This window comes from Cobetia sp. UIB-001, assembly GCF_044789135.1.
Classification (GTDB): domain Bacteria; phylum Pseudomonadota; class Gammaproteobacteria; order Pseudomonadales; family Halomonadaceae; genus Cobetia; species Cobetia amphilecti.
Window position 1 is genome coordinate 1065945 of the sequence record NZ_CP058244.1, and the last position, 23844, is coordinate 1089788.

Annotated in this window: 20 protein-coding genes; 14 read left to right on the forward strand and 6 right to left on the reverse strand. The window is 64.9% G+C overall.

Features of this window, described 5'->3' with window-relative positions:
* Positions 1-58 precede the first annotated feature (58 nt).
* On the reverse strand, positions 59-1294 hold the full coding sequence (locus tag HA399_RS04540; RefSeq protein ID WP_404326203.1) for a dicarboxylate/amino acid:cation symporter: 1236 nt from the start codon (positions 1292-1294) through the stop codon (positions 59-61).
* Positions 1295-1545: 251 nt separating this feature from the next.
* Positions 1546-3189, reverse strand: coding sequence for an electron transfer flavoprotein-ubiquinone oxidoreductase (locus tag HA399_RS04545; RefSeq protein WP_404326204.1), 1644 nt, complete (start codon positions 3187-3189; stop codon positions 1546-1548).
* Positions 3190-3782: 593 nt separating this feature from the next.
* Here HA399_RS04545 and HA399_RS04550 point away from each other — a divergent pair.
* The 8 genes from HA399_RS04550 (at position 3783) to HA399_RS04585 (ending at position 11374) form a co-directional block, all read left to right on the forward strand.
* On the forward strand, positions 3783-4535 hold the full coding sequence (locus HA399_RS04550; protein WP_404326205.1) for an electron transfer flavoprotein subunit beta/FixA family protein: 753 nt from the start codon (positions 3783-3785) through the stop codon (positions 4533-4535).
* Positions 4532-5458: an electron transfer flavoprotein subunit alpha/FixB family protein gene (locus HA399_RS04555; protein WP_404326207.1), complete on the forward strand. Its 927-nt coding sequence runs from the start codon at positions 4532-4534 to the stop codon at positions 5456-5458. The genes HA399_RS04550 and HA399_RS04555 overlap by 4 nt, the downstream gene beginning before the upstream one ends.
* A gap of 321 nt (positions 5459-5779) precedes the next feature.
* On the forward strand, positions 5780-6691 hold the full coding sequence (locus HA399_RS04560) for a DUF3450 domain-containing protein (protein ID WP_235506905.1): 912 nt from the start codon (positions 5780-5782) through the stop codon (positions 6689-6691).
* A complete protein-coding gene (locus HA399_RS04565) occupies positions 6691-8142 on the forward strand; it encodes a MotA/TolQ/ExbB proton channel family protein (protein ID WP_248379285.1) in 1452 nt (483 codons plus the stop codon). The genes HA399_RS04560 and HA399_RS04565 overlap by 1 nt, the downstream gene beginning before the upstream one ends.
* Entirely contained in the window at positions 8135-8758 is a 624-nt protein-coding gene (locus HA399_RS04570; protein ID WP_084589252.1) for a MotA/TolQ/ExbB proton channel family protein, read from the forward strand. Before HA399_RS04565 ends, HA399_RS04570 begins: the two co-directional genes overlap by 8 nt.
* Complete coding sequence (locus tag HA399_RS04575) at positions 8751-9149, forward strand: biopolymer transporter ExbD (protein ID WP_043331884.1); 399 nt, start codon at positions 8751-8753, stop codon at positions 9147-9149. Before HA399_RS04570 ends, HA399_RS04575 begins: the two co-directional genes overlap by 8 nt.
* A gap of 1 nt (position 9150) precedes the next feature.
* Complete coding sequence (locus HA399_RS04580) at positions 9151-9945, forward strand: TonB family protein (RefSeq protein ID WP_404326209.1); 795 nt, start codon at positions 9151-9153, stop codon at positions 9943-9945.
* A gap of 133 nt (positions 9946-10078) precedes the next feature.
* The gene (locus HA399_RS04585) at positions 10079-11374 is read left to right on the forward strand and encodes a hypothetical protein (protein WP_404326210.1); all 1296 of its coding nucleotides are present in this window, start codon (positions 10079-10081) and stop codon (positions 11372-11374) included.
* A gap of 137 nt (positions 11375-11511) precedes the next feature.
* Here the strand turns inward: HA399_RS04585 and xthA are convergent, their stop codons facing one another.
* Together xthA and HA399_RS04595 are read right to left on the reverse strand one after the other, a co-directional pair.
* Positions 11512-12324 (reverse strand): exodeoxyribonuclease III, encoded by an 813-nt coding sequence (xthA, locus tag HA399_RS04590; protein ID WP_054554994.1) that lies wholly within the window; start codon positions 12322-12324, stop codon positions 11512-11514.
* The gene (locus HA399_RS04595) at positions 12324-12590 is read right to left on the reverse strand and encodes a hypothetical protein (protein ID WP_043331879.1); all 267 of its coding nucleotides are present in this window, start codon (positions 12588-12590) and stop codon (positions 12324-12326) included. The genes xthA and HA399_RS04595 overlap by 1 nt, the downstream gene beginning before the upstream one ends.
* A 1015-nt stretch (positions 12591-13605) precedes the next feature.
* Between HA399_RS04595 and HA399_RS04600 the strand changes: the two genes are divergently transcribed.
* Both HA399_RS04600 and dinG read left to right on the forward strand, forming a co-directional pair.
* Positions 13606-14910 (forward strand): DEAD/DEAH box helicase, encoded by a 1305-nt coding sequence (locus HA399_RS04600; RefSeq protein WP_248379281.1) that lies wholly within the window; start codon positions 13606-13608, stop codon positions 14908-14910.
* Between the two features lie 217 nt (positions 14911-15127).
* Complete coding sequence (gene dinG, locus HA399_RS04605; RefSeq protein WP_404326211.1) at positions 15128-17266, forward strand: ATP-dependent DNA helicase DinG; 2139 nt, start codon at positions 15128-15130, stop codon at positions 17264-17266.
* Positions 17267-17437: 171 nt separating this feature from the next.
* Here the strand turns inward: dinG and HA399_RS04610 are convergent, their stop codons facing one another.
* On the reverse strand, positions 17438-18526 hold the full coding sequence (locus tag HA399_RS04610) for a 3-deoxy-7-phosphoheptulonate synthase (protein WP_043331875.1): 1089 nt from the start codon (positions 18524-18526) through the stop codon (positions 17438-17440).
* 533 nt (positions 18527-19059) lie between these two features.
* On the opposite strand from HA399_RS04610, the gene rpoE reads away from it, so the two are divergent.
* On the forward strand, positions 19060-19662 hold the full coding sequence (rpoE, locus tag HA399_RS04615; protein WP_404326212.1) for an RNA polymerase sigma factor RpoE: 603 nt from the start codon (positions 19060-19062) through the stop codon (positions 19660-19662).
* Between the two features lie 367 nt (positions 19663-20029).
* The gene (locus HA399_RS04620; protein ID WP_404326213.1) at positions 20030-20767 is read left to right on the forward strand and encodes a sigma-E factor negative regulatory protein; all 738 of its coding nucleotides are present in this window, start codon (positions 20030-20032) and stop codon (positions 20765-20767) included.
* Positions 20768-20953: 186 nt separating this feature from the next.
* On the opposite strand, the gene HA399_RS04625 is transcribed toward HA399_RS04620, so the two are convergent.
* Entirely contained in the window at positions 20954-21199 is a 246-nt protein-coding gene (locus tag HA399_RS04625) for a VF530 family DNA-binding protein (protein WP_043331871.1), read from the reverse strand.
* A 127-nt stretch (positions 21200-21326) separates the two neighbouring features.
* On the opposite strand from HA399_RS04625, the gene HA399_RS04630 reads away from it, so the two are divergent.
* Both HA399_RS04630 and HA399_RS04635 read left to right on the forward strand, forming a co-directional pair.
* Complete coding sequence (locus tag HA399_RS04630) at positions 21327-21797, forward strand: SoxR reducing system RseC family protein (protein WP_404326214.1); 471 nt, start codon at positions 21327-21329, stop codon at positions 21795-21797.
* Between the two features lie 317 nt (positions 21798-22114).
* Positions 22115-23530 (forward strand): DegQ family serine endoprotease, encoded by a 1416-nt coding sequence (locus tag HA399_RS04635; protein WP_404326215.1) that lies wholly within the window; start codon positions 22115-22117, stop codon positions 23528-23530.
* Positions 23531-23844 lie beyond the last annotated feature (314 nt).

Consider the following 23844-nt stretch of genomic DNA (forward strand, 5'->3'; position numbering starts at 1 on the left):
TTTCTCTGGCGGGCGTTGTCATTTGTGGGGCGCTTTACCTGACTCTTTGCGTGCGTGCTTACGCTTGCGACTTGGGCTCAGCAGCGGGCTTGCGCGAATCGAAGCGTTCCAGCAAGGCGGCGTTGGCGCAGTTGCCCATCACGTTGAGGGCGGTGCGCAGGCCATCGGTGAAGCGGTCCACCCCGGCGACCACGGCCACGCCTTCCAGCGGCAGCCCTGCCGCGCCCAGCACGGTGGTCATCGCGACCAGCCCCGCACCCGGCACGCCAGCCGTCGAGAAGCTGACCAGCAGGCCGGTGGTGAACACGGTGATCACCAGCGAGGTGGTGACATCGATGCCGAACAGCTGGGCCACGAACAGCGCATTGAAGCCCTGCAGCACGGCGGCGCCGTCACGCTTGAGCGCCGTGCCGAAGGGCAGCGCGAAGCTGGCCAGGGATTCATTCATGCCGTAGTCGCGGGCATTGCCCAGCGCCAGCGGCAGGGTCGCACCGGAGCTTGCGGTACCGAAGGCGAAGCCCAGGCTCTGGCCGAAGTGGCGCACGAAGGCCAGCGGGCGGGCACCGGTGACGGCCAGCAGCACCAGATAGAGCAGTGCCATCAGCGCCAGCGCGATGATCAGGCCGATCACGTACATGCCCAGGCGCATCAGCAGGTCCAGCCCCTGGGTGGCGATCACCGAGGTGATCAACGCGAAGACCCCCACCGGCGCCAGCTTGAGCACGAAGGACAGCACCTTGAGGCTGACGGTGTAACCGCTCTCGATCACGCGATGCAGCGGCGCGCTTTCCTTTGGCAGGGCGCGCATCGCCAGCCCGATCAGGGCGGCCGCGAAGATGACCTGCAGCAGGCCGCCGCCGCCCAGGGCGGTGAAGGGGTTGTTGGGCACCAGGCCCACCAGCCACTGGGCGATGCTGTCGGCGTTGCGACCTTCAGGTGCTGAATCCACCAGGCTCTCGGCGCCGCTGCCCGGCGTCAGCCAATGCGCGACCAGCATGCCCAGTGTCAGTGCCACGGCGCTGGTGACCACGTAACTGCCCAGCAGGCGGCCGGCATGGCGACCGACGTCGGCGCCGCCTTCGCGGTTGGTCAGGCTCATGATCAGGGCGCCGAACACCATCGGCACCACCACGAATTGCAGCAGGCGCAGGAAGATCTGGCCCACCGGTGTCAGCAGGTGGCTGTCGAGCCAAGCGACGCTGCCCTCGGGCAGAGCGCCTGCCCCGGCGTTCAGGGCAAGGCCGCTGAGAATGCCCAGCCCCAGGGCGAGCAGTATCTGGCGTGTGACGGACATGGTGGCTCCGAAGCGATGGCGTGAGTCTGAATTCGAGGGAGGCTAATGTGCTACCGGGAAGCTGTTATATCAACAATCGCTTTGAGATTGTTTTGGAATAAAACAAGAAGCACTTACGGGGCGCAAGGTGTCCGCACGCGCGATGTTGAGGGAAGAAGAGGGGGCAGACACGACAACGCCGCCACGGCAGGGCCGCGGCGGCGTTGTCAGCTGGCGGGCAGCAGGGGCTTACATGTTGGGGCAGCAGGGGCTTACATGTTGGGGTAGTTGGGGCCACCGCCGCCTTCCGGCGCGACCCAGGTGATGTTCTGCGCCGGGTCCTTGATGTCACAGGTCTTGCAGTGCACGCAGTTCTGGAAGTTGATCTGGAACTGCGGCTCACCGGCCTCCTCGACGATCTCGTAGACACCGGCCGGGCAGTAGCGCTGGGCGGGCTCGGCGTAGCGCGGCAGGTTGTCACGCACCGGCAGTTCCGGGTCGGACAGGCGCAGGTGGCACGGCTGGTCTTCCTCGTGATTGGTGTTGGAGAGGAACACCGAGGACAGCTTGTCGAAGGACAGCTTGCCGTCCGGCTTGGGGTACTCGATCTTCGTGCATTCAGCCGCCGGGCGCATGCGCGCGTAATCCGGCGTGGTGTCATGCAGGGTCGGCAGGCGGCCGCCCGTCAGCTGGTCGAGGAAGTTGTAGGCGCCGCCGAGGAAGGTGCCGTACTTGTGCATGGCCGGGCCGAAGCTGCGCGAGGCGTCCAGTTCCTCATAGGCCCAGCTGTCCTTGAAGCGCTTGCCGAAGTCGACCAGGTCTTCACCGCCGTCGTCACCGCCCTTGATGGCGTCGAACACGCTTTCCGCCGCCAGCATGCCGGACTTCATCGCGGTGTGCAGACCCTTGATCTTGGCGAAGTTGAGGGTGCCGGCGTCACAGCCGATCAGCAGACCGCCCGGGAAGCTCATCTTGGGCAGGCAGTTGAGGCCGCCCTTGGCGATGGCGCGCGCCCCGTAGGAGACCCGCTTGCCGCCCTCGAGATGGCGGGCCAGGGTCGGGTGCTGCTTCATGCGCTGGAATTCATCGAAGGGCGACAGGTACGGATTGTCGTAGGCGAGATCGACGATCAGGCCCACCACCACCTGCTGGTCATCGGTGTGATAGAGGAAGAAGCCGCCTTCGGCGTTGCCCTTGAGCGGCCAGCCGCTGCCATGCACCACCAGCCCCGGCTGGTGCTGTTCGGCGGGCACATCCCACAGCTCCTTCAAGCCGATGCCGTAGTGCTGGGCGTCCGCTTCGCTGTCGAGCGAGAAGCGCGAGATCAGCTGCTTGCCCAGGTGGCCACGGCAGCCCTCGGCGAACAGGGTGTACTTGCCGCGCAGCTCCATGCCCGGCATGTGGCCGTCCTTCTCGCTGCCATCGGCGGCCACGCCCATGTCACCGACCACGATGCCGCGCACCGTGCCATCCTCGCCATGCAGCACTTCCTGGGCGGCGAAGCCCGGGAAGATCTCGACGCCCAGCTCCTCGGCCTGCTCGCCCAGCCAGCGCGTCAGGTTGCCGGCGCTGATGATGTAGTTGCCGTCGTTGTGCATGGTCCTGGGGACCAGTGCATTGGGGATGACCTGCGCTTTCTGGTCATCCTTGAGCAGCACGACCTCGTCACGGGTGACGGCCGTCTTGAGCGGTGCGCCGCGCTCGGCCCAGTCGGGGAACAGCTCGGTCAGTGCACGCGGTTCGAGCACGGCGCCGGACAGGATGTGCGCGCCGACTTCAGAACCTTTCTCGACCACGCAGACCGTCAGCTCCTTCTCGGCCGCATTGGCCTGCTGCATCAGTCGGCAGGCCGCCGCCAGGCCGGAAGGGCCGGCACCGACGATGACCACGTCGAAATCCATGAATTCGCGTTCCATGACCCGTCTCCTCAATCTTTGCGCCGTCAGGGCCCCGCGGATCCGGCGGGGCGGGCGTGTCACGAACGACCATGGCCGTTCGCTGGACAGTGGACCTCCGGCGTGGCATGCGTCAGGGCACGACTCGTCGGAGTGAAAATAGGGGTGCGACTCACGCTGGTACGCCATGTCCTGCACGGACGATCGGCCGCTCGACACAGGGCGCTGGCGCGAAGCAGCCGCATAGCATGCCGCAACAGTAGCATTTAAAACGACCGTTTGTTTATTATGCTTGGGTCTGACGTAATAGCCACCGGGGGCGTTGCAGGAAATCGCCCGATGGGTTTCACGCTCGGGCGTGTTGAGAGTGATTGTCAGGTTTGACCCCGGCAACCAATTCTGCGCAAGATGCCCGCATGAGAATGGCGGCGCCCGGACAGTGAAAACCACGCCGGTCTGGCTGACTTCATCCGTCGGGTGCCAGCGGATATCGTGGCGAGACACTTGTCATCACGGTCATCTGTGGAAGATATTCACCTATCAAACGCTTGCATGAATCGAGCGCTGGCGGCCTCACGGTCACTGGTACTCCATGAGAAATCAGCGAGGACACCATGAAAGTACTCGTCGCGGTGAAACGCGTCATCGATTACAACGTCAAGATTCGCGTCAAGGCTGACCAGTCTGACGTCGATCTGACCAACGTCAAGATGGCCATGAACCCCTTCTGCGAGATCGCCGTGGAAGAAGCGGTGCGCCTGAAGGAAAAGGGTGTGGCGACCGAAGTCGTGGCCGTCACCATCGGCCCGAAGGCCGCCCAGGAACAGCTGCGTACCGCGCTGGCGCTGGGTGCCGATCGCGCCGTGCAGGTGATGACCGATGACGCCGTCGACTCGCTGGCCGTGGCCAAGCTGCTGGCCAGGGTGGTCGAGGAAGAACAGCCCGGGCTGGTGATTCTCGGCAAGCAGTCCATCGATGCCGACAACAACCAGACCGGTCAGATGCTGGCGGCACTCACCGGCATGGGGCAGGGTACCTTCGCTTCCGAAGTGGCGGTCGATGGCGAGAGTGTCAACGTCACCCGCGAGATCGATGGTGGTCTGCAGACCGTCAAGCTGAGCCTGCCGGCGGTGGTCACCACTGACCTGCGCCTCAACGAGCCGCGCTACGCCAAGCTGCCGGACATCATGAAGGCCAAGAAGAAGCCGCTGGACGTCAAGACGCCGGAAGAGCTGGGTGTCTCCACGGCCTCCAAGGTGTCGCTGGTCAAGGTCACGCCGCCGGCCGAGCGTCAGGGCGGCATCAAGGTCGGCTCCGTCGATGAGCTGGTGGACAAACTCAAGAACGAAGCAAAGGTGATCTCATGAGCATTCTCGTCATTGCCGATCATCATGATGGCCAGCTGACCAGCAGCACCGCGAGTGTCGTGGCAGCCGCAACCGCCATCGGTGGCGATATCGACGTGCTGGTCGCCGGTGAGGGCGTAGGCGCCGTCGCCGAGCAGGCCGCCAGGCTTGCCGGTATCGCGCGTGTGCGTGTCGCCGACAATGCCGTCTACGCCCATCAGCTGGCCGAGAACCTGTCGGCACTGGTCGTGGCGTTGGCCGATGACTACAGCCACGTGCTGTCCAGCGCCTCTACCACCGCCAAGAACTTCATGCCGCGTGTCGCGGCGCTGAAGGACGTGGCGCAGATCTCCGAGATCATCGCCGTCGAGAGCGCCGATACCTTCCAGCGCCCGATCTACGCCGGCAACGCCATCGCCACCGTCAAGAGCGACGATGTGCTCAAGGTCATCACCGTGCGTGCCACCGGCTTCGATCCGGTCGCGCTCGACGGACAGGCGGCCATCGAGGCCGTGGATGTGGTCGAGGATACCGGTGTCTCGAGCTTCGTCGAGGAAACCCTGGCCGAAAGCGAGCGCCCTGAGCTGGGCTCCGCCAAGGTGGTGATCTCCGGTGGCCGCGGCATGGGCAACGGTGAGAACTTCGCGCTGCTCAACGGTATCGCCGACAAGCTGGGCGCCGCCATCGGTGCCTCACGCGCTGCCGTCGACGCCGGCTTCGTGCCCAACGACATGCAGGTCGGCCAGACCGGCAAGATCGTCGCGCCGGATCTCTACATCGCCGTCGGCATCTCCGGGGCGATCCAGCACCTGGCGGGCATGAAGGACTCCAAGGTCATCGTCGCGATCAACAAGGACGACGAAGCGCCGATCTTCCAGGTCGCGGATTACGGCCTGGTCGGGGATCTGTTCGAGGTGCTGCCGGAGCTCGAAGGCAAGCTCTGAGCAACGCCCCGCAAGGCTGAGGCCGAGACACCGTAAGGTGGCCTGGCCAACCAACGCGACCCGCTTCGGCGGGTCGCGTTTTTTTGTGTCTGCGGGCAAGGGTAGGGGCGAGGGCAGGGGAGAGAGCGTCAGGAGAAAAGTGCAACGCTGCATTGCAGGTTTCAGGGCCTGCTGATGGGGCAGAGCGAGGCAAGATCAATTGATAATTGTTCTTGTTTGTAATACCGTCCATGCCAGTGATTTGCATTTCCACTCGGAAGCCACTAGCGGCCTGGCAGGCGACCGAGGATGCAACCAAGCCTAGTTCTTCAGGAGATGTCCGTGCGGCGTTCGACTTCTTTCCCCTTCCCGTGCGTGCGAGCCCTTGGCGGCCTGCTCCCGGCGCTGGTGCTGCTTGCACCGCTGACAGCCACCGCATTGCCGGCGCATGCCGAGACACTGCGTGACAGTGCCGCCACTCATCAGGAAACCCAGCGTGAGCTGCAGGCGCGCATCGACGCCGCCGATGACGAGACGCGTGCGTTGCTGGTGCGCCTGCGTGAAGCGCGTCAGGAAGCCGCGCGTCTGGAAAGCTATACCGCGGAACTGACGCCGCTGAATGCTGACCGGGCGGCGCGTATCGAGCGCCAGCGCACGGCGCTGGAGAATCTCGAGGCCACGCGCGAGTCGCTGCCGGGCCTGCTGCGTCAGCAGGTCGAGGAGCTGGCGGACTTCATCGAGCAGGATCTGCCGTTTCTCAAGGACGAGCGCCTCGCGCGCGTCCAGCGTCTGCGTGACAACCTCTCCAATGCCAGCCTGAGCAATGACGAGCGCCTCGATCAGCTGCTCAACGCCTGGCAGCAGGAGCTGAGCTACGGTCAGGGCTTCGATACCTGGCGTGCTGGGCTGGTCGGTGGGGAAGACACCGAGGTGCAGTATCTGCGAGTCGGCCGCGTCGGCCTCTATTACCTGACGCTGGATGGTCAGCATGGTGGCGCCTGGCAGGCCAGAAATGGCAGCTGGCAGGTACTGGATGACAGCGGCCTGGAAGCGCTGCGCAAGGGCATCAGCATGGCGCGAGATCAGCAGGCACCGTCACTGGTGACCCTGCCGCTGTCGGTGCCGGTCGAGGACGTCGAGCTGGCTCCGAAGGGGCGCTTGTCGCAGTCCGCGCTCGAGAGCGCCGATCAGGCTGCCGCGGCAGTCACCAGCACACGTACCACCACTACCCGTACCGCGCAGGAGTCCAGCTGATGGCGACGAATTCACAAGCGCCATGCGCGTCTCTGTCACGCCTGTTGCTGACGGCCGGCACCCTGGGGCTGCTGACGTTGTCATCTCCCGCCGTGCTGGCGGCGACCGGCAGTGCCGAGCAGTCATTGAGCGTCGAGCAGTTCGAACAGGCCGCCAGTCAGGCCGAAGGCCGCGACCAGGCGCGTCTCGACACCCTCTTGTCGGATCGCGAGGCACTGCAAGCGGCGGTCAGCGAGGCCGAGGCGCGGCGTGACAGCCTGCGCGAGACGCGCGCGACCCTCGAGGCCGAGGCGCAGGAACAACAGGCGACCCTCAGCGGTCTGGACGAAGAGCGTCAGGCCCAGCAGGGCGATCTCGGTCAGGTGTTCGAGGTGGCGCGCAAGCATGCCCGCGAGACGCGTGAAGCCCTGGCGGGCAACTGGCTGCTGGTCGGCGGCCAGGCACGTCTGCCGGACCTGGGGCCGCGCGATGAGGTGCCGGGCCGCGAGCGACTCGCCGCCCTGACCGCGGACATCCGCAGCATCGCCACCGAAAGCGGTCGCGCACTGCGCTTCCAGGCACCGCTGGCCGGGCCTGATGGCAGCATCAAGCCGCGTGAGATCGTGCGCGTCGGCGAGCAGATGGCATTCAGTGGTCGCCACCTGCTGGCGCCGCTGTCGGAAGACAAGGCCGTGGATGGCCCCTCGGCGCTGGACACCCTCGGCCTTGCGGGTACCACGCCGCTGCGCATTCGCAAGCAGCTGGCGGCCTTCGATGCCGGCGACAGTGATCGTCTGAGCTTCGACCCCACCGGTGGCGATGTCACCCAGGCACTGGCGCGGGCGCCGCGTCTCGGCGAGCGCCTCAAGCAGGGCGGTGCCGTCGGTTATGTCATCGTCGGTCTGGGCGTGCTGGGCCTGATCATCGCGCTGATCCAGCTGGTACGTCTGTCGCTGACCCGCCGGGCGGTCAAGCGTCAGGAAGCCGACCTGAGCCAGCTCAGTGACGACAACCCGCTGGGCCGTGTGCTGCATCGCTTTGAAGGCATGCGCCATGATCACGAGCCGGAAGCGCTCGAAGCCCGTCTCGACGAGGCATTGCTGGCCGAGCAGCCCAGGCTCGAGCGTGGCCAGGCGCTGGTCAAGCTGCTGGCTGCCATCGCGCCGCTGCTGGGGCTGTTGGGCACCGTGACCGGCATGATCGGCACCTTCCAGTCGATCACCGTCTTCGGGACCGGCGATCCCAAATTGATGGCCGGCGGTATCTCCCAGGCGCTGGTGACCACCGTGCTGGGTCTGGTGACCGCCGTGCCGCTGCTGTTCGCCCAGACCGGACTTTCCAGTCTGTCCAAGGGCCTGATGGGCCGCCTCGAGGGCCGCGCCAGTGCACGTCTGGCCGACCACCTCGAGAAGCGCGCTCCGAGCAAGGCTGCCAGCGCGGCGGCGCGTCAGCGGGATACCGAGCATGCCTGATTCGTTGGCCGCCTCTTCCTTGCTGAGCGGTGGCTTCGCGCCAGTGATGCGGCTGGTGGAAAGCGGTGGCCCGCTGATCGTGGTGATCTGCCTGATCGCCATGGTGCTGTTCGGGCTGGCGCTGGAACGCGGCCTCTACTGGCGGCTCGTGCATCGTCCGGCACGTCAGCAGTTGATTCGCGACTGGGTAGCGCGCAGCGAGCACCACAGCTGGTCGGCGCTCACCCATCGCGAAGTGCTGACCCGTGAGCTGCTGTCACGCCTGCGCGCGCCGCTGCCGTGGCTCAAGCTGCTGGTGCTGATCTGTCCGCTGGCAGGCCTGTTGGGCACCGTGACCGGCATGATCCATGTCTTCGATTCGTTGGCGATCGCAGGCACCGGCCAGGCGCGTGCCATGGCCGATGGTGTGGCACGCGCCACGCTGCCGACGCTGGCCGGCATGGCGGTCGCGGTGGTGGGCCTGATGTTCGTCACGCGTTTCGAGCGCGTGGTGCGTCGTGAAGACCAGCGCCTGCATGACCGTCTGGCGCGCGCCGTCGACGATGCACGTTCCGGCATGTCCGCTGCGAACGGCTTTGATTCCTCCTCTGATACAAGCGAGACACCACATGCGTAGACGTCGCATGGAGGCCGCGGAAGACAGCGGCGAGATCAATCTGACGCCGATGCTGGATGTCGTCTTCATCATGCTGATCTTCTTCATCGTCACCACCAGCTTCGTCAAGGAATCCGGGGTCGAGATCCAGCGTCCGGAAGCCTCCAACGCCACGGCGCGCCCTGACGCGGCGGTCATGGTCGCCATCACCGCCGAAGGCGCGGTGTGGGTCGACGGCAAGCCGGTGGATGCCCATCGCGTCGGCGACGCCGTGGCCGATCTTGCCGATGGTCAGCCGGTGGTGATCCAGGCCGACAGTCGCTCACAGACCGGTCTGCTGGTCGAGACGATGGATGCGCTGCGCAACGCGGGTGTGCAGGACATCGCGGTCGCCGCCTCGAAGGGCGAATGACATGATGCGACGCCTGTATGCCAATCGACTCGTTGGGCTTGTCGGTGGTGCCTTGCTGGCGCTGGTGCTGTTCTATGCGCTGGCCTTGCTGGTCGCGCCGCCGGTGAACGACACGCCGCCACCGGAGCCGCTGTCGGTCTCCACCGTTCAGGCGCCTGAAGAGGCACCGGTGCCCGCGCCGGCGGCGAGTGAAAGTCTGCCCACGCCGCCGGCCGAGCCACCGCCGCCACCCAAGGCAGCGCCGATGCCGGCACCCAAGGCGACAAGCCCGGTGGCGATTCCCGAGGTCAAGACACCATTGCCGCCGACGCCAGAGCTGACCATGGATGACAGCCTGCCGCCGCTGGAAGTCGAGCGTCCGCCCAAACCGACCCCGAAGCCGAAACCGACGCCGAAACCGGCACCCAAGGCCAAGCCGGAACCCAAGGCGGTCGCCAGGCAGGCCGAGGCCGCTTCATCTGCGCAGTCGGCGTCTGATGCGTCATCACAGGCCGCGGCGAAGCCGTCCAAGCCCAAGGCGGCCCCGGCGGCGCAGGGTGGTTCACCGCGGCCCACCGTGCGCACTGCTCCCGAATATCCGAGTCGTGCGCGTCGCCGCGGCATCGAGGGCTTCGTCGAGGTGGCCTTCGTGATTCGTCCGGACGGCAATGTCGATGGCGGCTCGCTGCGGGTGGTGCGTGCCGAGCCGTCGGGCGTGTTTGACCGGGCGGCGATGAAGGCGATCGCGCGCTGGGAATTCCCGGCCGCGGGCAATGCGCGCCAGGCGCGCCAGCGGCTCGAGTTCCAGTTGCGTTGAGGCAACCCATGACCCCATGGCGCGGGCTTTCATCGGGTGTCTGATGTGTGTCATATGTCGTCATCTCTGATGCCGTGGACTTATCGGCAATGCGCCGGGTCATGGCAGCGGATGAACGCAAGAGGAAAGACTCATGGTAGCGAAATCCACACCGCCGCAGGACGCCGACAGCGCTGAGCGATCGCGAGGCCTGATGGCGCGGGCGCGCCAGCTGCTGACCCGCGGCGGGCGCCGACTCACCCGCGTGACGCTGGTCTCGACCTGCCTGATGCTGATGATGGAAGTCGGTGGCATCAGTGCGGCCCATGCGGCGACGCGCGTCTCCGCCGAAGTGGCGGGGCAGTTGCGCACGCTGCAGTCACGGCTGGATGAAGGCGATTATGACGCGGTCGGGGAGCGCGCCGAACGTGAGGCCAAGCGCCAGCGTGGCGAGGTACGTGCACTGTATCTGTCATTGGCGGCCAGTGCGCGAGCGCGTCAGGGCGATCAGGCCCAGGCGGCACGTCTGTATGCCGAGGCGCGTCGCCTGCCGGGCGTCAATGCCTCCCAGGCTCGCGAGTGGCTGCGTCGTGAAGCGATGCTGCGCCTGCGCGCCGGTGAGCGCGATAGCGGTATCGCTCGTCTGGCGGAATATCTGCACGGCGGCTCGGCGAGTGCCGATGACCTGTGGCTAGCGGTCAGCCTGGAGGCCAATCGAGGTGACTGGGCGCGCGCCGAGGACTGGCTGGAGCGTGCCAGCAAGGCGAGTGCGCCGAGCGGCGATCGCCTGAAGCTGGCCGTCAGCGTCTATCAGCAGACCGGCCGCCATGGCGCGGCGGTGGCGCTGGTCGAGCAGGGACTGGGCGAGTCACGTGACCCACAGGACTGGCAGCGTGCCGTGGCGCTCTATCAGCGCCTCAATCAGAACACCCGCGCCGCCAGCACCTGGGAAGCGGCGTGGGCGGCGGGGATCGTCAGTGGCAGTGACGCCTACCAGCAGCGAGTCGACCTGCAGCTGGCGGCCGGTGCGCCGGCGCGGGCGGCGGAGCTGATCGAGGCGGGGCTCTCGAAATCCGCGACACCCGAGGGGAAGCCGCTGCTTGACGATACCCCGGCGCTGCGTCGCCAGCTGGCACAGGCCTGGACGGCGGCACGCGATGTCGAGCATGCGCTCAAGGCGTGGGCAGCCGTCTCGCAGCAGAGCCAGTCACTCGAGGATGCCCGGCAGTATGCCGAGCTTGCCTATGATTGGGGCCGCTGGGAAACGGCGCAGCAGGCGCTGGCCGCGGCCGGTGAGCGTGGCGATGACTCGGCGCGTCATTGGCTGCTCTCCGGCGTGGTCGCCAGTCAGCTGGAGCAGTTCGACCCTGCGCGTGAAGCCTTCAAGAAGGCTCAGGCGCGTGGCGCCGAAGGGGCCGATGCCTGGTTGAAATCCGTCGCGCAGCGCTGATGACGTGAGACGCTTACGATCCAGCGCTGTCTGAGCATCACTGCAACGCAAACGCCGCCTTTCCTGATCGTCCTGAGACGGGAAAGGCGGCGTTTGTGTGTCTGGCGATCGTGTTCGCGCTGGCGTTGCTCAGCGTATCAGCCGATATCGGTCCATACCGGGGCGTGATCCGACGGCTTTTCCATGCCGCGCAGCGCGTAGTCGACACCGGAATCCTTGATCAGCGGAGTCAGGCCGGGGCTGGTCATGATCAGGTCGATGCGCAGACCGCGCCTGGGCTCACGCTCGAAGCCGCGCGAGCGGTAGTCGAACCAGCTGAACTGGTCATCGACTTCCGGGTGCACGTGGCGGAAGCTGTCGGTCAGGCCCCAGGCGTAGAGGCGCTCCATCCACTCGCGCTCGATGGGCTGGAAGCTGGTCTTGCCTTCGCGCAGCCAGCGCTTGCGGTTGGGCTCGCCGATGCCGATGTCGCGGTCGGTGGCCGAGATGTTGTAGTCGCCCATCACCACCACATGCTGCTCGGGCTGGTGGTCTTCTTCCAGCAGGCGGAACAGCTGCTGATAGAAGCGCGTCTTGTAGGGGAACTTCACCGGGTGCTCGATATTCTCGCCCTGGGGGAAGTAGCCGTTGTAGACGATCAGCGGCTCGCCGTTCGGGCCGTCGATCTCGACGCCGATCATGCGCTTCTGGGCATCCTCGTCGTCATCCGGCATGCCGTAGTGCACCTTCTTCGGCACTTGACGGGTCAGCATCGCGACGCCGTAGTGGCCCTTCTGGCCGTGCCACACCACGTGATAGCCCAGCGCCTCGATGTGCGCGTGGGGGAATTCACTGTCCTGCACCTTGGTTTCCTGCAGGCCAATGACTTCCGGCTGATGCGTCTCGATCAGCGCTTCCAGCTGATGCGGACGCGCACGGATGCCGTTGATGTTGAAGGAAATCAGACGCATCACGCTTCGCCTCCACCATCATCCTTGGAGGAGCTGTCTTCCTTGGCCGGCGCATCAGGGTGCAGCGGCAACAGCGGCGCGGCGTTCATGCGTTCCAGCTTGGCGGCAGCCTGGGACTTGCGCTGGTCCTTCTTCTTGGCCACGTAACGCGGCCCGGAATGCACCTGGTCCGGGTTCTCGGCGCGCCACTTCTTGAAGTCCTTGCGGCGGCCGGTACGAATCTGCACCTTGTCGGCGATGGAGCGGCTCTTCTTTCTACGTGTCATCTTCGGGCTTTCCTGTTCGGTGTCGGCAGTCGCCAGCCTTGAGTCGCACGGCAAGGCCGCGGCACGCGGGCAACCGCATCAGTTGTCGTGCATTCTACCAGCCTGCATGGGGCGGGTGCCATGAGGGGCGTCGTGGTGAGAAGCATCGCGTGTCGTGCACGCGAGGATGTCGCGCGCCGAGTGCGTCATGATGCAGGGGCGCGAAGACGCCGGCGGGCTGGTACAATATGTCGGCGTTATCGTCGCTGCCCGCAGGTGAGGTGCGTGACTGGCCGCTTGAATCGGCGCCTTGTGTCTCATGCACGATGGCGGGTCGCCTGCCCCTCGGGGCGCGCTTCCCCTCACGCATGTCAGAGACAACGGCTTGCCGGACGCGCCAGTCTTGCTGCCATTGCCCGTGCCAGCGACATGCAATATGCAATATGCAATATATGAGTGTTACCTGAATGACCCTGGCAGGTACGCCGCCCCGGCCCACACAGCAAGACAGATAGACAGACGGGCGGCGAACTGTCCCGTGGCGTGGCCAAGGTCGCCCGGCAGCCTGATGCCCGCCCGATGAAGAAGCCCTTTCGACCGACACGCAGTATCGGCCGTCCTTGTGGCGACCCATGAGCCTGTCCGTTGCGTGAGCCCGGCGATGACATGACCGGTGCCACGTGAGCAGACCCTCATGGCAGACGTCCGCTCCAGTCCCTTGCCGAACATTCGGGCAGGGGAGCGCTGGATGCGTGAATCCGTCAAGAACAGGTGAGAGCATTCGTGTCCTTCTGCACCCGAGGCCTGCGTGGCCCCGGAGACGCACACCCAGGGGGTGTTGCCGCAGAAGGGCAGGGGATGGCTCCCAATCCGGTAAAGGCGCATGCAGCCCGAGACTACCGCGCATCAGGCGCGAGTCAGGCGAACCAGGTGAGACGACTGGGCATGACGAACCAACCGGGTGTGGCCTGTCACGGCGAGATTCCGAGAACGACCCGCGCCTGTCGCATATGAACCCTTGAAAAGAACGGATTACATGAGCGAGACGGATCAGACCCAGCCAGCCGCTGAGCAGACTCAGCAAGAGCCGCAGGACCCGAACCAGAAGCCGAGAAAGCCCAAGCGTCGTCGTCGCAAGCCGCGTCGCTCCCAGTCCAAGTGGAACCTCGAACAGTTCCCGGTCGCGCCGGTCGCCGGTCAGTGGCGCTTCCATGATTTCGATCTGCCGCTGCCGCTGATGCGTGCCATCCAGAAGGCCGGCTTTGAATACTGCACCCCGATCCAGGCCCAGACCTTCGAGAAGGCGCTGCTGGGTGGTGACGTAGTCGGTCGTGCCCAGACCGGCAGCGGCAAGACCGCCGCCTTCCTGATCGCCACCCTGGCCTACTTCCTGGAAGAGAAGGCGCCGGAAGGCCAGAAGCCGGGCGCGCCGCGTGCCGTCATCATCGCGCCGACCCGTGAGCTTGCGCTGCAGATCGAGAAGGACGCCAAGGCGTTCTCCGAATTCGCGCGCATCTCGGTGGCCTGCGTGGTGGGTGGCATGGACTACCAGAAGCAGCGTGAACGCCTCGAGCGCAAGGTCGACCTGCTGGTCGCCACGCCAGGCCGTCTGCTTGATTTCCACACCAAGCGCGATGTCGATCTCTCCGAGACCGAGGTGCTGGTGGTCGACGAAGCGGACCGCATGCTGTCGATGGGCTTCATCCCCGACGTCAAGCGCATCATCCGCGCCACGCCGCGTCCCGAAGAGCGCCAGACGCTGCTGTTCTCTGCCGAGCTGTCTTCCGACGTGCTGGGGCTGGCCGAGCAGTGGACGCATGAGGCGACTCAGGTTGCGGTCGAGCACGAAGCGACGGCTGCCATCGCGGCGGACAACGACGCCGTGCAGACCTACACCGTGAGCGATGATGACAAGCTGCGTCTGTTGATCAATCTGGTGAAGCAGGGCGAGATGGAGCGCTCCGTGGTCTTCGGCAACAGCCGTGGGCTGGTGCGCAAGATCAACGCCGCGCTCAAGGAAGCCGGCATCGAGTCGGCGGTGATGTCCGGCGCCGAGACCCAGACCGAGCGCCTGGAAGCCCATGAGGCCTTCCGCAACGGCAAGCTCAAGGTGCTGGTGGTCAGCGATGTCGCCGGACGTGGTTTCGCACTCGAGGACGCGACCCATGCGATCAACTTCACGCTGCCGGAAGTGCCGGAAGACTACGTTCACCGTGCAAGCTTCAGCGATGTGACCTTGATCAGCTTCGTCGGTGAGGAAGATGTCTTCTCACTGCCGGAAATCGAAGACTACCTGCAGGAAACGCTGCCGCGTCAGCAGCCGCCCCAGGGCCTGCTGTAACGCTCGCTTGCCTCCGGCCGGTCACAGAAAGGTGACCGGCCGCGCAGGGCAGTCGAGGTAGATGGCAGTAGCACGCAAAGACGGCGGACAGCTCAGGCTGTTCGCCGTCTTGCGCTCCATGAGCCGCAGGTTTGACGACAAGCAGCCAGTCGCCAGTTGCTGTTGAACGGATGTCGTGGGTCAGGGGTGGATGGCCAGTTGAGGAGAGAGACACGCAATGCTGGAAGATAGCCTCAAGGGCGAGATTCAGGGCGCCTATCGCAAGTTGCTCGAGGGTCTTGAACTGACGCCGCGCTATGGGCAGCGGCTGATGATCGCCGAGATCGCGCGCACCCTGGGCAACATCGAGCAGAATCCGGAAGGCTATCGCCTCGGCAACGAGCATGTCTGCGTGCTGGAGGCCGGTACCGGCACCGGCAAGACGCTGGCCTATCTGCTCTCCGCGCTGCCGGTGGCCAAGGCGCGCGGCAAGCGGCTGGTGGTCTCGACCGCGACCATCGCGCTGCAGGAGCAGGTCATGCATCAGGACCTGCCGGCGCTCAAGAAGCATTCGGGGCTGAGCTTCGACTATGCGCTGGCCAAGGGCCGTCGCCGTTACCTGTGCGTGCAGAAGCTGGATCAGGCGCTGGAGGGTGTCGAGGACAACCCGACCATGGCGCTGTTCGAGCGCGACATGATCGCCAGCGACGGCGGCAGCTTCGTGGAGCTGGCCGGCAAGATGGCCGAGGACTATGCCAGCGGCGAATGGGCAGGGGACCGCGACAGCTGGCCGCTGCAGGTCGAGGACCGTGATTGGGCGCGTCTGACCACGGACCATCGTCAGTGCACCAATCGCCGCTGCAGCCACTTCTCGGCGTGTGCCTTCTTCCGTGCCCGTCGTCAGCTGGAGCAGGCCGACATCATCGTCGCCAACCATGACCTGGTGCTGGCGGATCTCTCGCTGGGCGGCGGGCTGGTGTTGCCATCGCCCAGTGACTGCATCTACGTCTTCGATGAGGCGCACCATCTGCCCGACAAGGCGCTGGATCACTTCCATCACCGCACGCCGATCAATCAGACGCTGCGCTGGCTGGGCAACCTCAAGAAGTCGCTCACCGAGCTGAATGCGGCGCTGGGCAGTCAGCCGACCATCGGCCGTCTGCTGGCGCGCATGCCCGAGTTGCTGGCGGATATCGAACCGCGTCTGGGCGAGGTGTTCGGGCTGGGGCATCAGCTGGCGGAACTGCCCAATGGGGCCGGCGAGGACGTCACCAATCATCGCTTCGAGCGCGGTCAGGCGCCGGAGGCGCTCAAGGAGTTGGGCCACAACCTGCTCAAGGGCTTCGCGGAGCTGTCGCGGGCGCTGGAGCAGATCGCCGACATCCTGCGTGAGAGCCTGGACCCGGAGAAGGCCACCGGTCTGCCCAAGGAGAGTGCCGAGGACTGGCTGCCGCTGGTGGCCCTGCTGCACGGGCGTGCGCTGGAGGCCCATGCGCTGTGGGAGGCCATCGGCCTGAGCGATCCTGCCGATGGGCCGCCGCATGCGCGCTGGCTGACCTTCGAGCGCTTCAACGGCGAGCCGGAGATGACCGTCTCGGCAAGTCCGGTGTCCGCCGCGGAAACGCTGGCGCGTCATCTGTGGGGCGCCTGTTTCGGTGCGGTGCTGACGTCGGCGACCCTGACCGCGCTCAATCGCTTCGAACGCCTGCAGGAGCGCGCAGGCCTGGCCAATCGCTATCGCTATCAGCGTCTGCCCAGTCCGTTCGATTATGGCAAGGCGGTGCTGGCCATTCCGCGCGAGGCGGTGGAGCCGTCGCCGCCCGGCCCGCATGAGCAGGCGATCGTCGACTTCGTCAATGCGCTGGATGTGCGCGAGGCGGTGCTGGTGCTGTTCAGTTCGCGCAAGCAGCTGGCGGCGGTCAACAAGGCGCTGGACAGCGAGACCCGCAAGCGGGTGCTGGCGCAGAGTCGTCTGCCCAAGCATGAGCTGCTCAGTCAGCATCGCAAGGCGGTGGATGGCGGGCGCGGCAGCATCATCTTCGGGCTGGCGAGCTTCGCCGAGGGCATCGACTTGCCCGGCAAGTATCTGACCCACGTGGTGATCACGCGGCTGCCGTTCGCGGTGCCGGATGACCCCGTCGGTGCGACGCTGGCGGAGTGGATCGAGTCTCGGGGCGGCAACCCGTTCATGCGTATCGCGGTGCCGGATGTCTCGATCAAGCTGGTGCAGGCCTGTGGGCGCCTGATCCGCAAGGAAGCCGATGAAGGGCGTATCACGATTCTGGATCGACGCATCCTGACCAAGCGTTACGGTCAGCAGTTGATCGAGGCACTGCCGCCCTTCGTGCGCGAGATCGATGGTGTGCGCCAGAACTGATGGGGCAGAAGTGAGGGGCCAGAACTGATGGGGCAGGGCTGAACGGTCAGGGCTGAACGGCCAGAGCTGGCCCGTCAGCTGTCGACCCAGCGGCCACAAAAAAAGCCCCGCCAATCGGCGGGGCTTTTTCATTCATCCAATGCTGCCGCTCTGAAGCCAGTGGCTTCTGGCTCAGGCTTCGGCAGGCTGCTCGAGGCGAGCGCGCAGCGCATCCTTGAGCTTGGCATCCATGGTCTTGAAGGTGTCTTCGGTGGTGGCCCAGTCGATGCAGGCATCGGTGATGGAAACGCCGTATTCCATCTTGCTGCGGTCGGCATTGATCTTCTGCGCGCCCCAGTTGATGTGCGACTCGACCATCAGGCCCATGATGGAGCGATTGCCCTCGAGGATCTGCTGGGTGACGTTCTCCAGCACCAGCGGCTGCAGGCCCGGGTCCTTGTTGGAGTTGGCGTGGGAGCAGTCGACCATCAGGTTGGCGGTGACGCCGGCCTTGGCCAGTTCCTGCTCGGCCAGCGCGACGCTGACGCTGTCGTAGTTCGGCTTGCCGTTGCCGCCACGCAGCACGACATGGCCATAGGCGTTGCCACGCGTGCGGATGATCGCGACCTGACCGGCCTGGTTGATGCCCAGGAAGTTGTGGCCGTGGGACACGGACTGCAGGGCGTTGACGGCGACATCCAGCGAGCCGTCGGTGCCGTTCTTGAAGCCGACCGGGCACGACAGGCCAGAGGCCATCTCGCGGTGGGTCTGGGATTCGGTGGTGCGGGCGCCGATGGCGGACCAGCTGATGCAGTCCTGCAGGTACTGCGGGGAGATCGGGTCGAGGGCTTCGGTGGCCAGCGGCAGGCCCATCTCGGCCAGTTCGACCAGCAGGCCGCGCGCGATGTGCAGGCCTTCCTCGATCTCGAAGGTGTCATTGAGGTGCGGGTCGTTGATCAGGCCTTTCCAGCCGACGGTGGTACGCGGCTTCTCGAAGTAGACGCGCATCACGATGTAGAGGCTGTCCTTCACTTCCTCGGCCAGTACCTTCAGGCGGCGTGCGTAGTCACGGGCGGCGTCCAGGTCATGGATGGAGCAGGGGCCGACCACGACCAGCAGGCGCGGGTCTTCACCGTCCAGAATGCGCTGGATGGTGCGACGGCCTTCGATGACGGTCTCTTCGGCCTTGGCGGTCAGCGGGATGTCCTGCTTGAGCGCTTCGGGGGTGATCAGCACGTCCTGTGACAGGACGTTGAGGTTGTTGACGTGTTGTTCTGACATGACAGTGTCCTGAGCGGTGTGCGGTCTGCATGGCTGCTAGCAGAGTCAGACGGGCGTCTTCGCGCCCGCCATCCGTGTTGTGCGTACTGAATGATGTCCATGGTATCTGCTGCATGCCGGCTTGTCAGCGCCCTTGGGTCAAATTTAATCAACTGTCAAGCTGGCTGGCGCTGACTTGAGGCTCGTGTGACTCAAGATAAGCGTAAATCGTAAAGAAATCGTTACGCTTTGACGTGTCAGCGTCGCCAAACGCTGTCATGACGGGAGTGAACACGCAAAACCTGAGGCTTTGACGGCATGGCGTCTTGCCGTACAAATGATAAACAGGAACACTGTGCGTTGATTTTGGTCGCGTCAGCGGGCCGCCGGGCGCTTTTTCGCCCCGCGCCAGGCATCGCATCCATCACAACGAATATCAAAGGGGCCGGATAACGCATGCGCGAGTCGCAATTCCTGTCAGGTGCTGATGCCCCGGGGATTCCTGATGTGGAGTCCGCAAGCGGTGCCTCCACTCCCGCGGAGGGAGCGAGTGAATGAGTGTCAATGAAACGGACCAGCAGTTGGTCGAGCGCGCCCAGAAAGGGGATAACCGCGCCTTCGATCTGCTGGTCAGGAAATATCAGCACAAGATTCTCGGCCTGATCAGCCGTTACGTACACGATCATTCAGAAGTGCAGGATGTCGCCCAGGAAGCCTTCATCAAGGCCTATCGTGCGTTGCCCAATTTCCGGGCCGAGAGCGCCTTCTATACCTGGATGTACCGGATCGCCATCAATACGGCCAAGAATCATCTGGTCTCGCGGGGCCGTCGTCCGCCGGGCACCGACATGGATATCGGCGATGCCGAGGTGGTCGATCAATCCGGTCGCCTGTCGGACATCGAGACGCCGGAAGCCGCCATGGCGCGCGATGAGCTGGAGAAGGTCGTCTTCGAGGCCATCGAGAAGCTGCCCGAAGATCTGCGCACCGCCATCACGCTGCGCGAATTCGATGGCCTGTCCTATGAGGATATCGCCGAGGTGATGCAGTGCCCGGTGGGCACGGTGCGTTCGCGTATCTTCCGCGCACGTGAAGCGGTCGACAAGGCGATCCAGGGGCTGGTCAGCCCCGCCTCGGCGGTGTCTGCCATCGAGTGACGTCGCTGTTCTGCGTCGCCCCTGTGAGAGAAGAGCCACAAAAATTTTGTTGGTTAAATTCAATCAACTCAGTGGCTTGGCGAAATCTTGCAGCTAAAGTGAATGTTTTCTGAACGAATGGCGGAACAATCCGTGCGGCGCGTGTTCTTACTGTTCAGTAGTCATGTAGCTCAGCGACTGCGTGCATGAGCGCTGGAAAGTTGAGTGGTGAGGGGCAGGGCACGAAAGCCCCTCTTCCACGGCGCAGTAACGCTGTTTGCCGTTGGCCCGCTCGGGCCATCAGCCGCCATGGTGAATGACGCCATTTGTTGCCAGGAGTGCAGATTGAAGTCGTCGTTCAATCTGACGAGTGTGAGGGTATTTACGCATGAATCTGAAGACCACCGAATCCGTGAAGGAGTCGCTGTCCGCGCTGATGGATGCGGAGGGTGACGAGCTGGATCTGCGTCGTGTCCTCAAGGGGCTCGATGAGTCTCCTGAGGCTGCAGACACCTGGCGCCGCTACCACCTGGCGCGCAGTGCCATGCATCGCGAGCGTGAAAGCACCTTCACTCTGGATATCGCGTCGGCAGTCAGCGCCGAGGTCGAGCTGATCTCCCGCGAGGCTCCCGCGAGCGCACCGCCCGTGACCGAGCGCCGCAGCCTGTTCTCCTTTGCCGGCTCCGCGGCCATCGCGGCAGGCGTCGCGGTGATGGTGATCACCGGCGTGCAGGTCTTCAATGGCGGTGACAATGGGGTGCCCGGCGGCGTGAACAGCGGTGCAGAGCTTGCCAGCGGTTCTTCCGTCAACCAAGGTGGTTCAGCCATCCAGGGCGGCACCGTGCGTCAGGTCAGCCAGCCGTCGGTGAACGCCGAGGCGTCTCAGTGGGTACAGCCCGGCGCCAACAGCGGCTTGATGCAGGTCGGCGTGACGCCCTCAAGCTCACGTCCGATGTTCATGGCGCCGCAAAGTGGCAGCTATGATGCCGGCATGTCGTCCAGCAATGTCGCCGCGGCGGATCTCGCCCAGCGGCGTCTGCTCGAGGCCTACCTGAGCCAGCATTCCTCGCGTGGCCCGGTGCCGGAGCGCAGCGAGTGGATCAGCCTGCAGGATGTTGCCCAGTAACATTCGCTGGATGACGGGCTTGCGCTGGCGTCGCTGCCAAGGCAGATGAAAGCGGCATGGACAGACAAGAAAAGAGGGGCAGCCAATGGCTGCCCCTCTTTTCTTGTCTGTATGTCCTGATTGCGCCCACATGACCTGGTCGCATCCGGCCAGCGCCGTCACTTGCCGGTGTGGCCACGCTCGGCCTCAGTCATGCAGATAGCGATCTGCCGTCTGGATGTAGAGTGCCTCGACCTTGGCGCGCGCCCAGGGCGTGCGGCGCAGAAACTTGAGGCTCGAGTTGATGCTCGGGTCGCTGAGGAAGCAGTTGATGGGAATCAGCTCGCCCAGGGTCTCGAAGCCGTAGTGGTCCACCAGCCAGGTCAGCAGTGCCTTGAGGGTGACGCCGTGCAACGGGTCCAGGCGGGAAGTGGATGGGGGTGCGTCGCTCATGCGGGCTCCTGTTGATGGTATCGTGGGCGCTTGTCGGGCCTGAGGCGCGTGAAGTGCCGCCGTGAATGACGCTATTCTACGCGTATGTGTCGCCAGTGCGCGGCGAGTTTTTGCAGGAGTCAGCAAGATGATGCAGGAAGAGGGGCAGGTCACGGGGCATGGCAAGGAAGGCGTCTGGGTCGAGACCCAGCGTCGCTCCACCTGTGGTGCCTGCAATGCGCGCAGTAGCTGTGGCAGCGGCCTGTTGAGCCAGTTTTCGCGTCGCAAGCCGCATCGCGTGCTGATCCATGTGCCGGCAGGCGAAGACTTGCCGATGGTGGGCGAGCGGGTGGTGATCGGCATCGATGAGTCGGCGTTTCTGCGCAGTGCGGGCCTGCTGTATGGCCTGCCGCTGGTCAGCGGCATGCTGGGGGGTGTCGTTGCCGAGCAGCTGGCGGGCGCTGGCACCCTGGCGGTGCCGTTGGGCTTCGCGCTCTCGTTGGCGGCGGGCCTGATGGCCGTGCGCTGGCATGCCGCGCGTCCTGAGCGCCAGGCACTCTATCGGCCGCGCTTGATGCGTCGTCTCGGCATGGACGCGATGGCGATCAAGGCGCTGTAGCCTTCGTGCTCAAATGATGATGTGCTCAAGTGATGACGCGCTCAAGTGATAGCGGTAGTCGACTCTCTCGGCAGATAGGGGGAGTGGCTTGCGTAGTCGGCAGGTGGCGTCGTCAGTCTGCATCGGGCTGGCATCGGCACCTGTCGGATGTTGGCGACGCATGGTTGCGTCCAGCGCGGCACCAATCGCTGAACTTCAACGACGCTTCGACGTCAATGAGAAGGACGCCGCCAGCGATGTGACGCTGCCATCGTCAGTAGTTGCGTGATTGCACGCCTGATAACAAGTGATGACAGGACGTACCAGGAGCCGCACTGATGAAATCCCTTTCCCGCCTGATGGTACCTGCCTTGGCCATGGCTGCCCTGATGGGCTCCCAGCTGGTTCAGGCTCGTGAATTGCCCGACTTCACCCAGCTGGTCAAGGACTCGGCACCCGCGGTGGTCAATATCGCGACCACCACCGAGATCCAGCGCAGCTCGGGGCCGGTGTTCCGTGGGCCCAATGGCGAAGAGATGCCCGAATTCTTCAAGCGCTTCTTCGGTGATCAGCTGCCTGGCCCGGGCCGTGGGGGCGTCGAGAAGCGCTCCAGTCTCGGGTCTGGCTTCATCATCTCCGATGATGGCTACATCATGACCAATGCCCACGTCATCGACGGTGCCGATGAGGTGATGGTGCGCCTCAACGACCGTCGCGAACTCAAGGCGCAGGTGGTCGGTGAGGACAAGAAGACCGATATCGCGCTGCTCAAGGTCAAGGCGGAAGACCTGCCGACCTTGCCGATGGGCGACAGTGATGCGCTGGAAGTCGGCGAATGGGTGGCCGCGATCGGCTCACCGTTCGGCTTCGATCATTCCGTCACCGCCGGTATCGTCAGCGCCATCGATCGTACTCTGCCGTCGGACGCCTATGTGCCGTTCATCCAGACCGATGTGGCGATCAATCCGGGCAACTCCGGTGGGCCGCTGTTCGATCTCGATGGCGATGTGGTGGGCATCAACTCCCAGATCTATACCCGCTCCGGCGGCTTCATGGGCGTGAGCTTCGCGATTCCGATCAATGTGGCGATGGATGTCGCCGACAAGCTCAAGACCGATGGGCGCGTGGATCGCGGCTGGCTGGGCGTCGTCATTCAGCCGGTCTCCAAGGACCTGGCCGAATCCTTCGGGCTGGACCGTGCACGCGGTGCGCTGATCGCCGATCTTGACCCGGACGGCCCTGCCGCCGCCGCTGGCCTCAAGAGTGGCGACATCATCACCGCCGTGGATGGCAAGGCGGTCGAGAGCTCGGCGTACCTGCCGCGCATGGTCGGCGCCAGCTCGCCGGGCGATTCGCTCAAGCTCTCCATCCTGCGCGATGGCAAGAGCCAGACGCTGGCCGCCAAGGTCGGCCATTGGCCGGGCAGTGAGCAGGCGCATGCCACCAAGGCCAGTGACGACAAGCAGGGGCTGGGTGTCGCGGTGGCAGAGCTCGACAAGGCCAGCTTGAACGAGCTCAACCTCGATCACGGGGTGCGCGTGATGGAAGTCGACCCGCAGGGCGTGGCTGCCGAGGCAGGCATCAGCGCTGGCGATGTGCTGGTCGAACTCAATCAGCAGCCGTTGACCAGCGTGCAGGCGCTGCGCGATGTGGTCGCCAAGCTGCCGACCAACCGTCCGGTCTCGCTGCGCCTGGTGCGCAATGGTCGCCCGCTGTACATCGCACTGCGCATGCGTGCCGACAACGACAAGTGATCCCGCCAGCGCCTGACGCAAGCGTCAAGAACTTGGGCGACGAGCGCGCAGGCAACAGAGAGTGACCGCCACCAGCAGGACGGCGGTCACTCCGGTAGCAGACGGGGCGCACGGGCGACTGTGCGCCCCGTCTGCTACCGGGCGGCCCTGCGGTTCACCCGAGTTCAGGCGGGTTGTGACAGGGCCGGAGGGGCGCAAAAGGCAACGCCTTCTATCATCGCTTGTGGTCGGACTGTACAATGCGTGCAATTCGATTTCCGTCGTCTCCCGTGTTGGCCGTGTGATTTCACGGAGACGGGCACAAATACAGAGCA

Bases quoted from the DNA above. Each gene is read 5' to 3' on its own strand.
- rpoE (WP_404326212.1), top strand. From the start codon at position 19,060: ATGAGTGTCAATGAAACGGACCAGCAGTTGGTCGAGCGCGCCCAGAAA.
- HA399_RS04570 (WP_084589252.1), top strand. From the start codon at position 8,135: ATGCCTGATTCGTTGGCCGCCTCTTCCTTGCTGAGCGGTGGCTTCGCG.
- HA399_RS04575 (WP_043331884.1), top strand. From the start codon at position 8,751: ATGCGTAGACGTCGCATGGAGGCCGCGGAAGACAGCGGCGAGATCAAT.
- HA399_RS04610 (WP_043331875.1), bottom strand. From the start codon at position 18,526: ATGTCAGAACAACACGTCAACAACCTCAACGTCCTGTCACAGGACGTG.
- dinG (WP_404326211.1), top strand. From the start codon at position 15,128: ATGCTGGAAGATAGCCTCAAGGGCGAGATTCAGGGCGCCTATCGCAAG.
- HA399_RS04555 (WP_404326207.1), top strand. From the start codon at position 4,532: ATGAGCATTCTCGTCATTGCCGATCATCATGATGGCCAGCTGACCAGC.
- HA399_RS04540 (WP_404326203.1), bottom strand. From the start codon at position 1,294: ATGTCCGTCACACGCCAGATACTGCTCGCCCTGGGGCTGGGCATTCTC.
- HA399_RS04600 (WP_248379281.1), top strand. From the start codon at position 13,606: ATGAGCGAGACGGATCAGACCCAGCCAGCCGCTGAGCAGACTCAGCAA.
- HA399_RS04595 (WP_043331879.1), bottom strand. From the start codon at position 12,590: ATGACACGTAGAAAGAAGAGCCGCTCCATCGCCGACAAGGTGCAGATT.
- HA399_RS04630 (WP_404326214.1), top strand. From the start codon at position 21,327: ATGATGCAGGAAGAGGGGCAGGTCACGGGGCATGGCAAGGAAGGCGTC.
- HA399_RS04545 (WP_404326204.1), bottom strand. From the start codon at position 3,189: ATGGAACGCGAATTCATGGATTTCGACGTGGTCATCGTCGGTGCCGGC.
- HA399_RS04625 (WP_043331871.1), bottom strand. From the start codon at position 21,199: ATGAGCGACGCACCCCCATCCACTTCCCGCCTGGACCCGTTGCACGGC.
- HA399_RS04565 (WP_248379285.1), top strand. From the start codon at position 6,691: ATGGCGACGAATTCACAAGCGCCATGCGCGTCTCTGTCACGCCTGTTG.
- HA399_RS04585 (WP_404326210.1), top strand. From the start codon at position 10,079: ATGGTAGCGAAATCCACACCGCCGCAGGACGCCGACAGCGCTGAGCGA.
- HA399_RS04580 (WP_404326209.1), top strand. From the start codon at position 9,151: ATGATGCGACGCCTGTATGCCAATCGACTCGTTGGGCTTGTCGGTGGT.
- HA399_RS04550 (WP_404326205.1), top strand. From the start codon at position 3,783: ATGAAAGTACTCGTCGCGGTGAAACGCGTCATCGATTACAACGTCAAG.
- HA399_RS04620 (WP_404326213.1), top strand. From the start codon at position 20,030: ATGAATCTGAAGACCACCGAATCCGTGAAGGAGTCGCTGTCCGCGCTG.
- HA399_RS04635 (WP_404326215.1), top strand. From the start codon at position 22,115: ATGAAATCCCTTTCCCGCCTGATGGTACCTGCCTTGGCCATGGCTGCC.
- xthA (WP_054554994.1), bottom strand. From the start codon at position 12,324: ATGCGTCTGATTTCCTTCAACATCAACGGCATCCGTGCGCGTCCGCAT.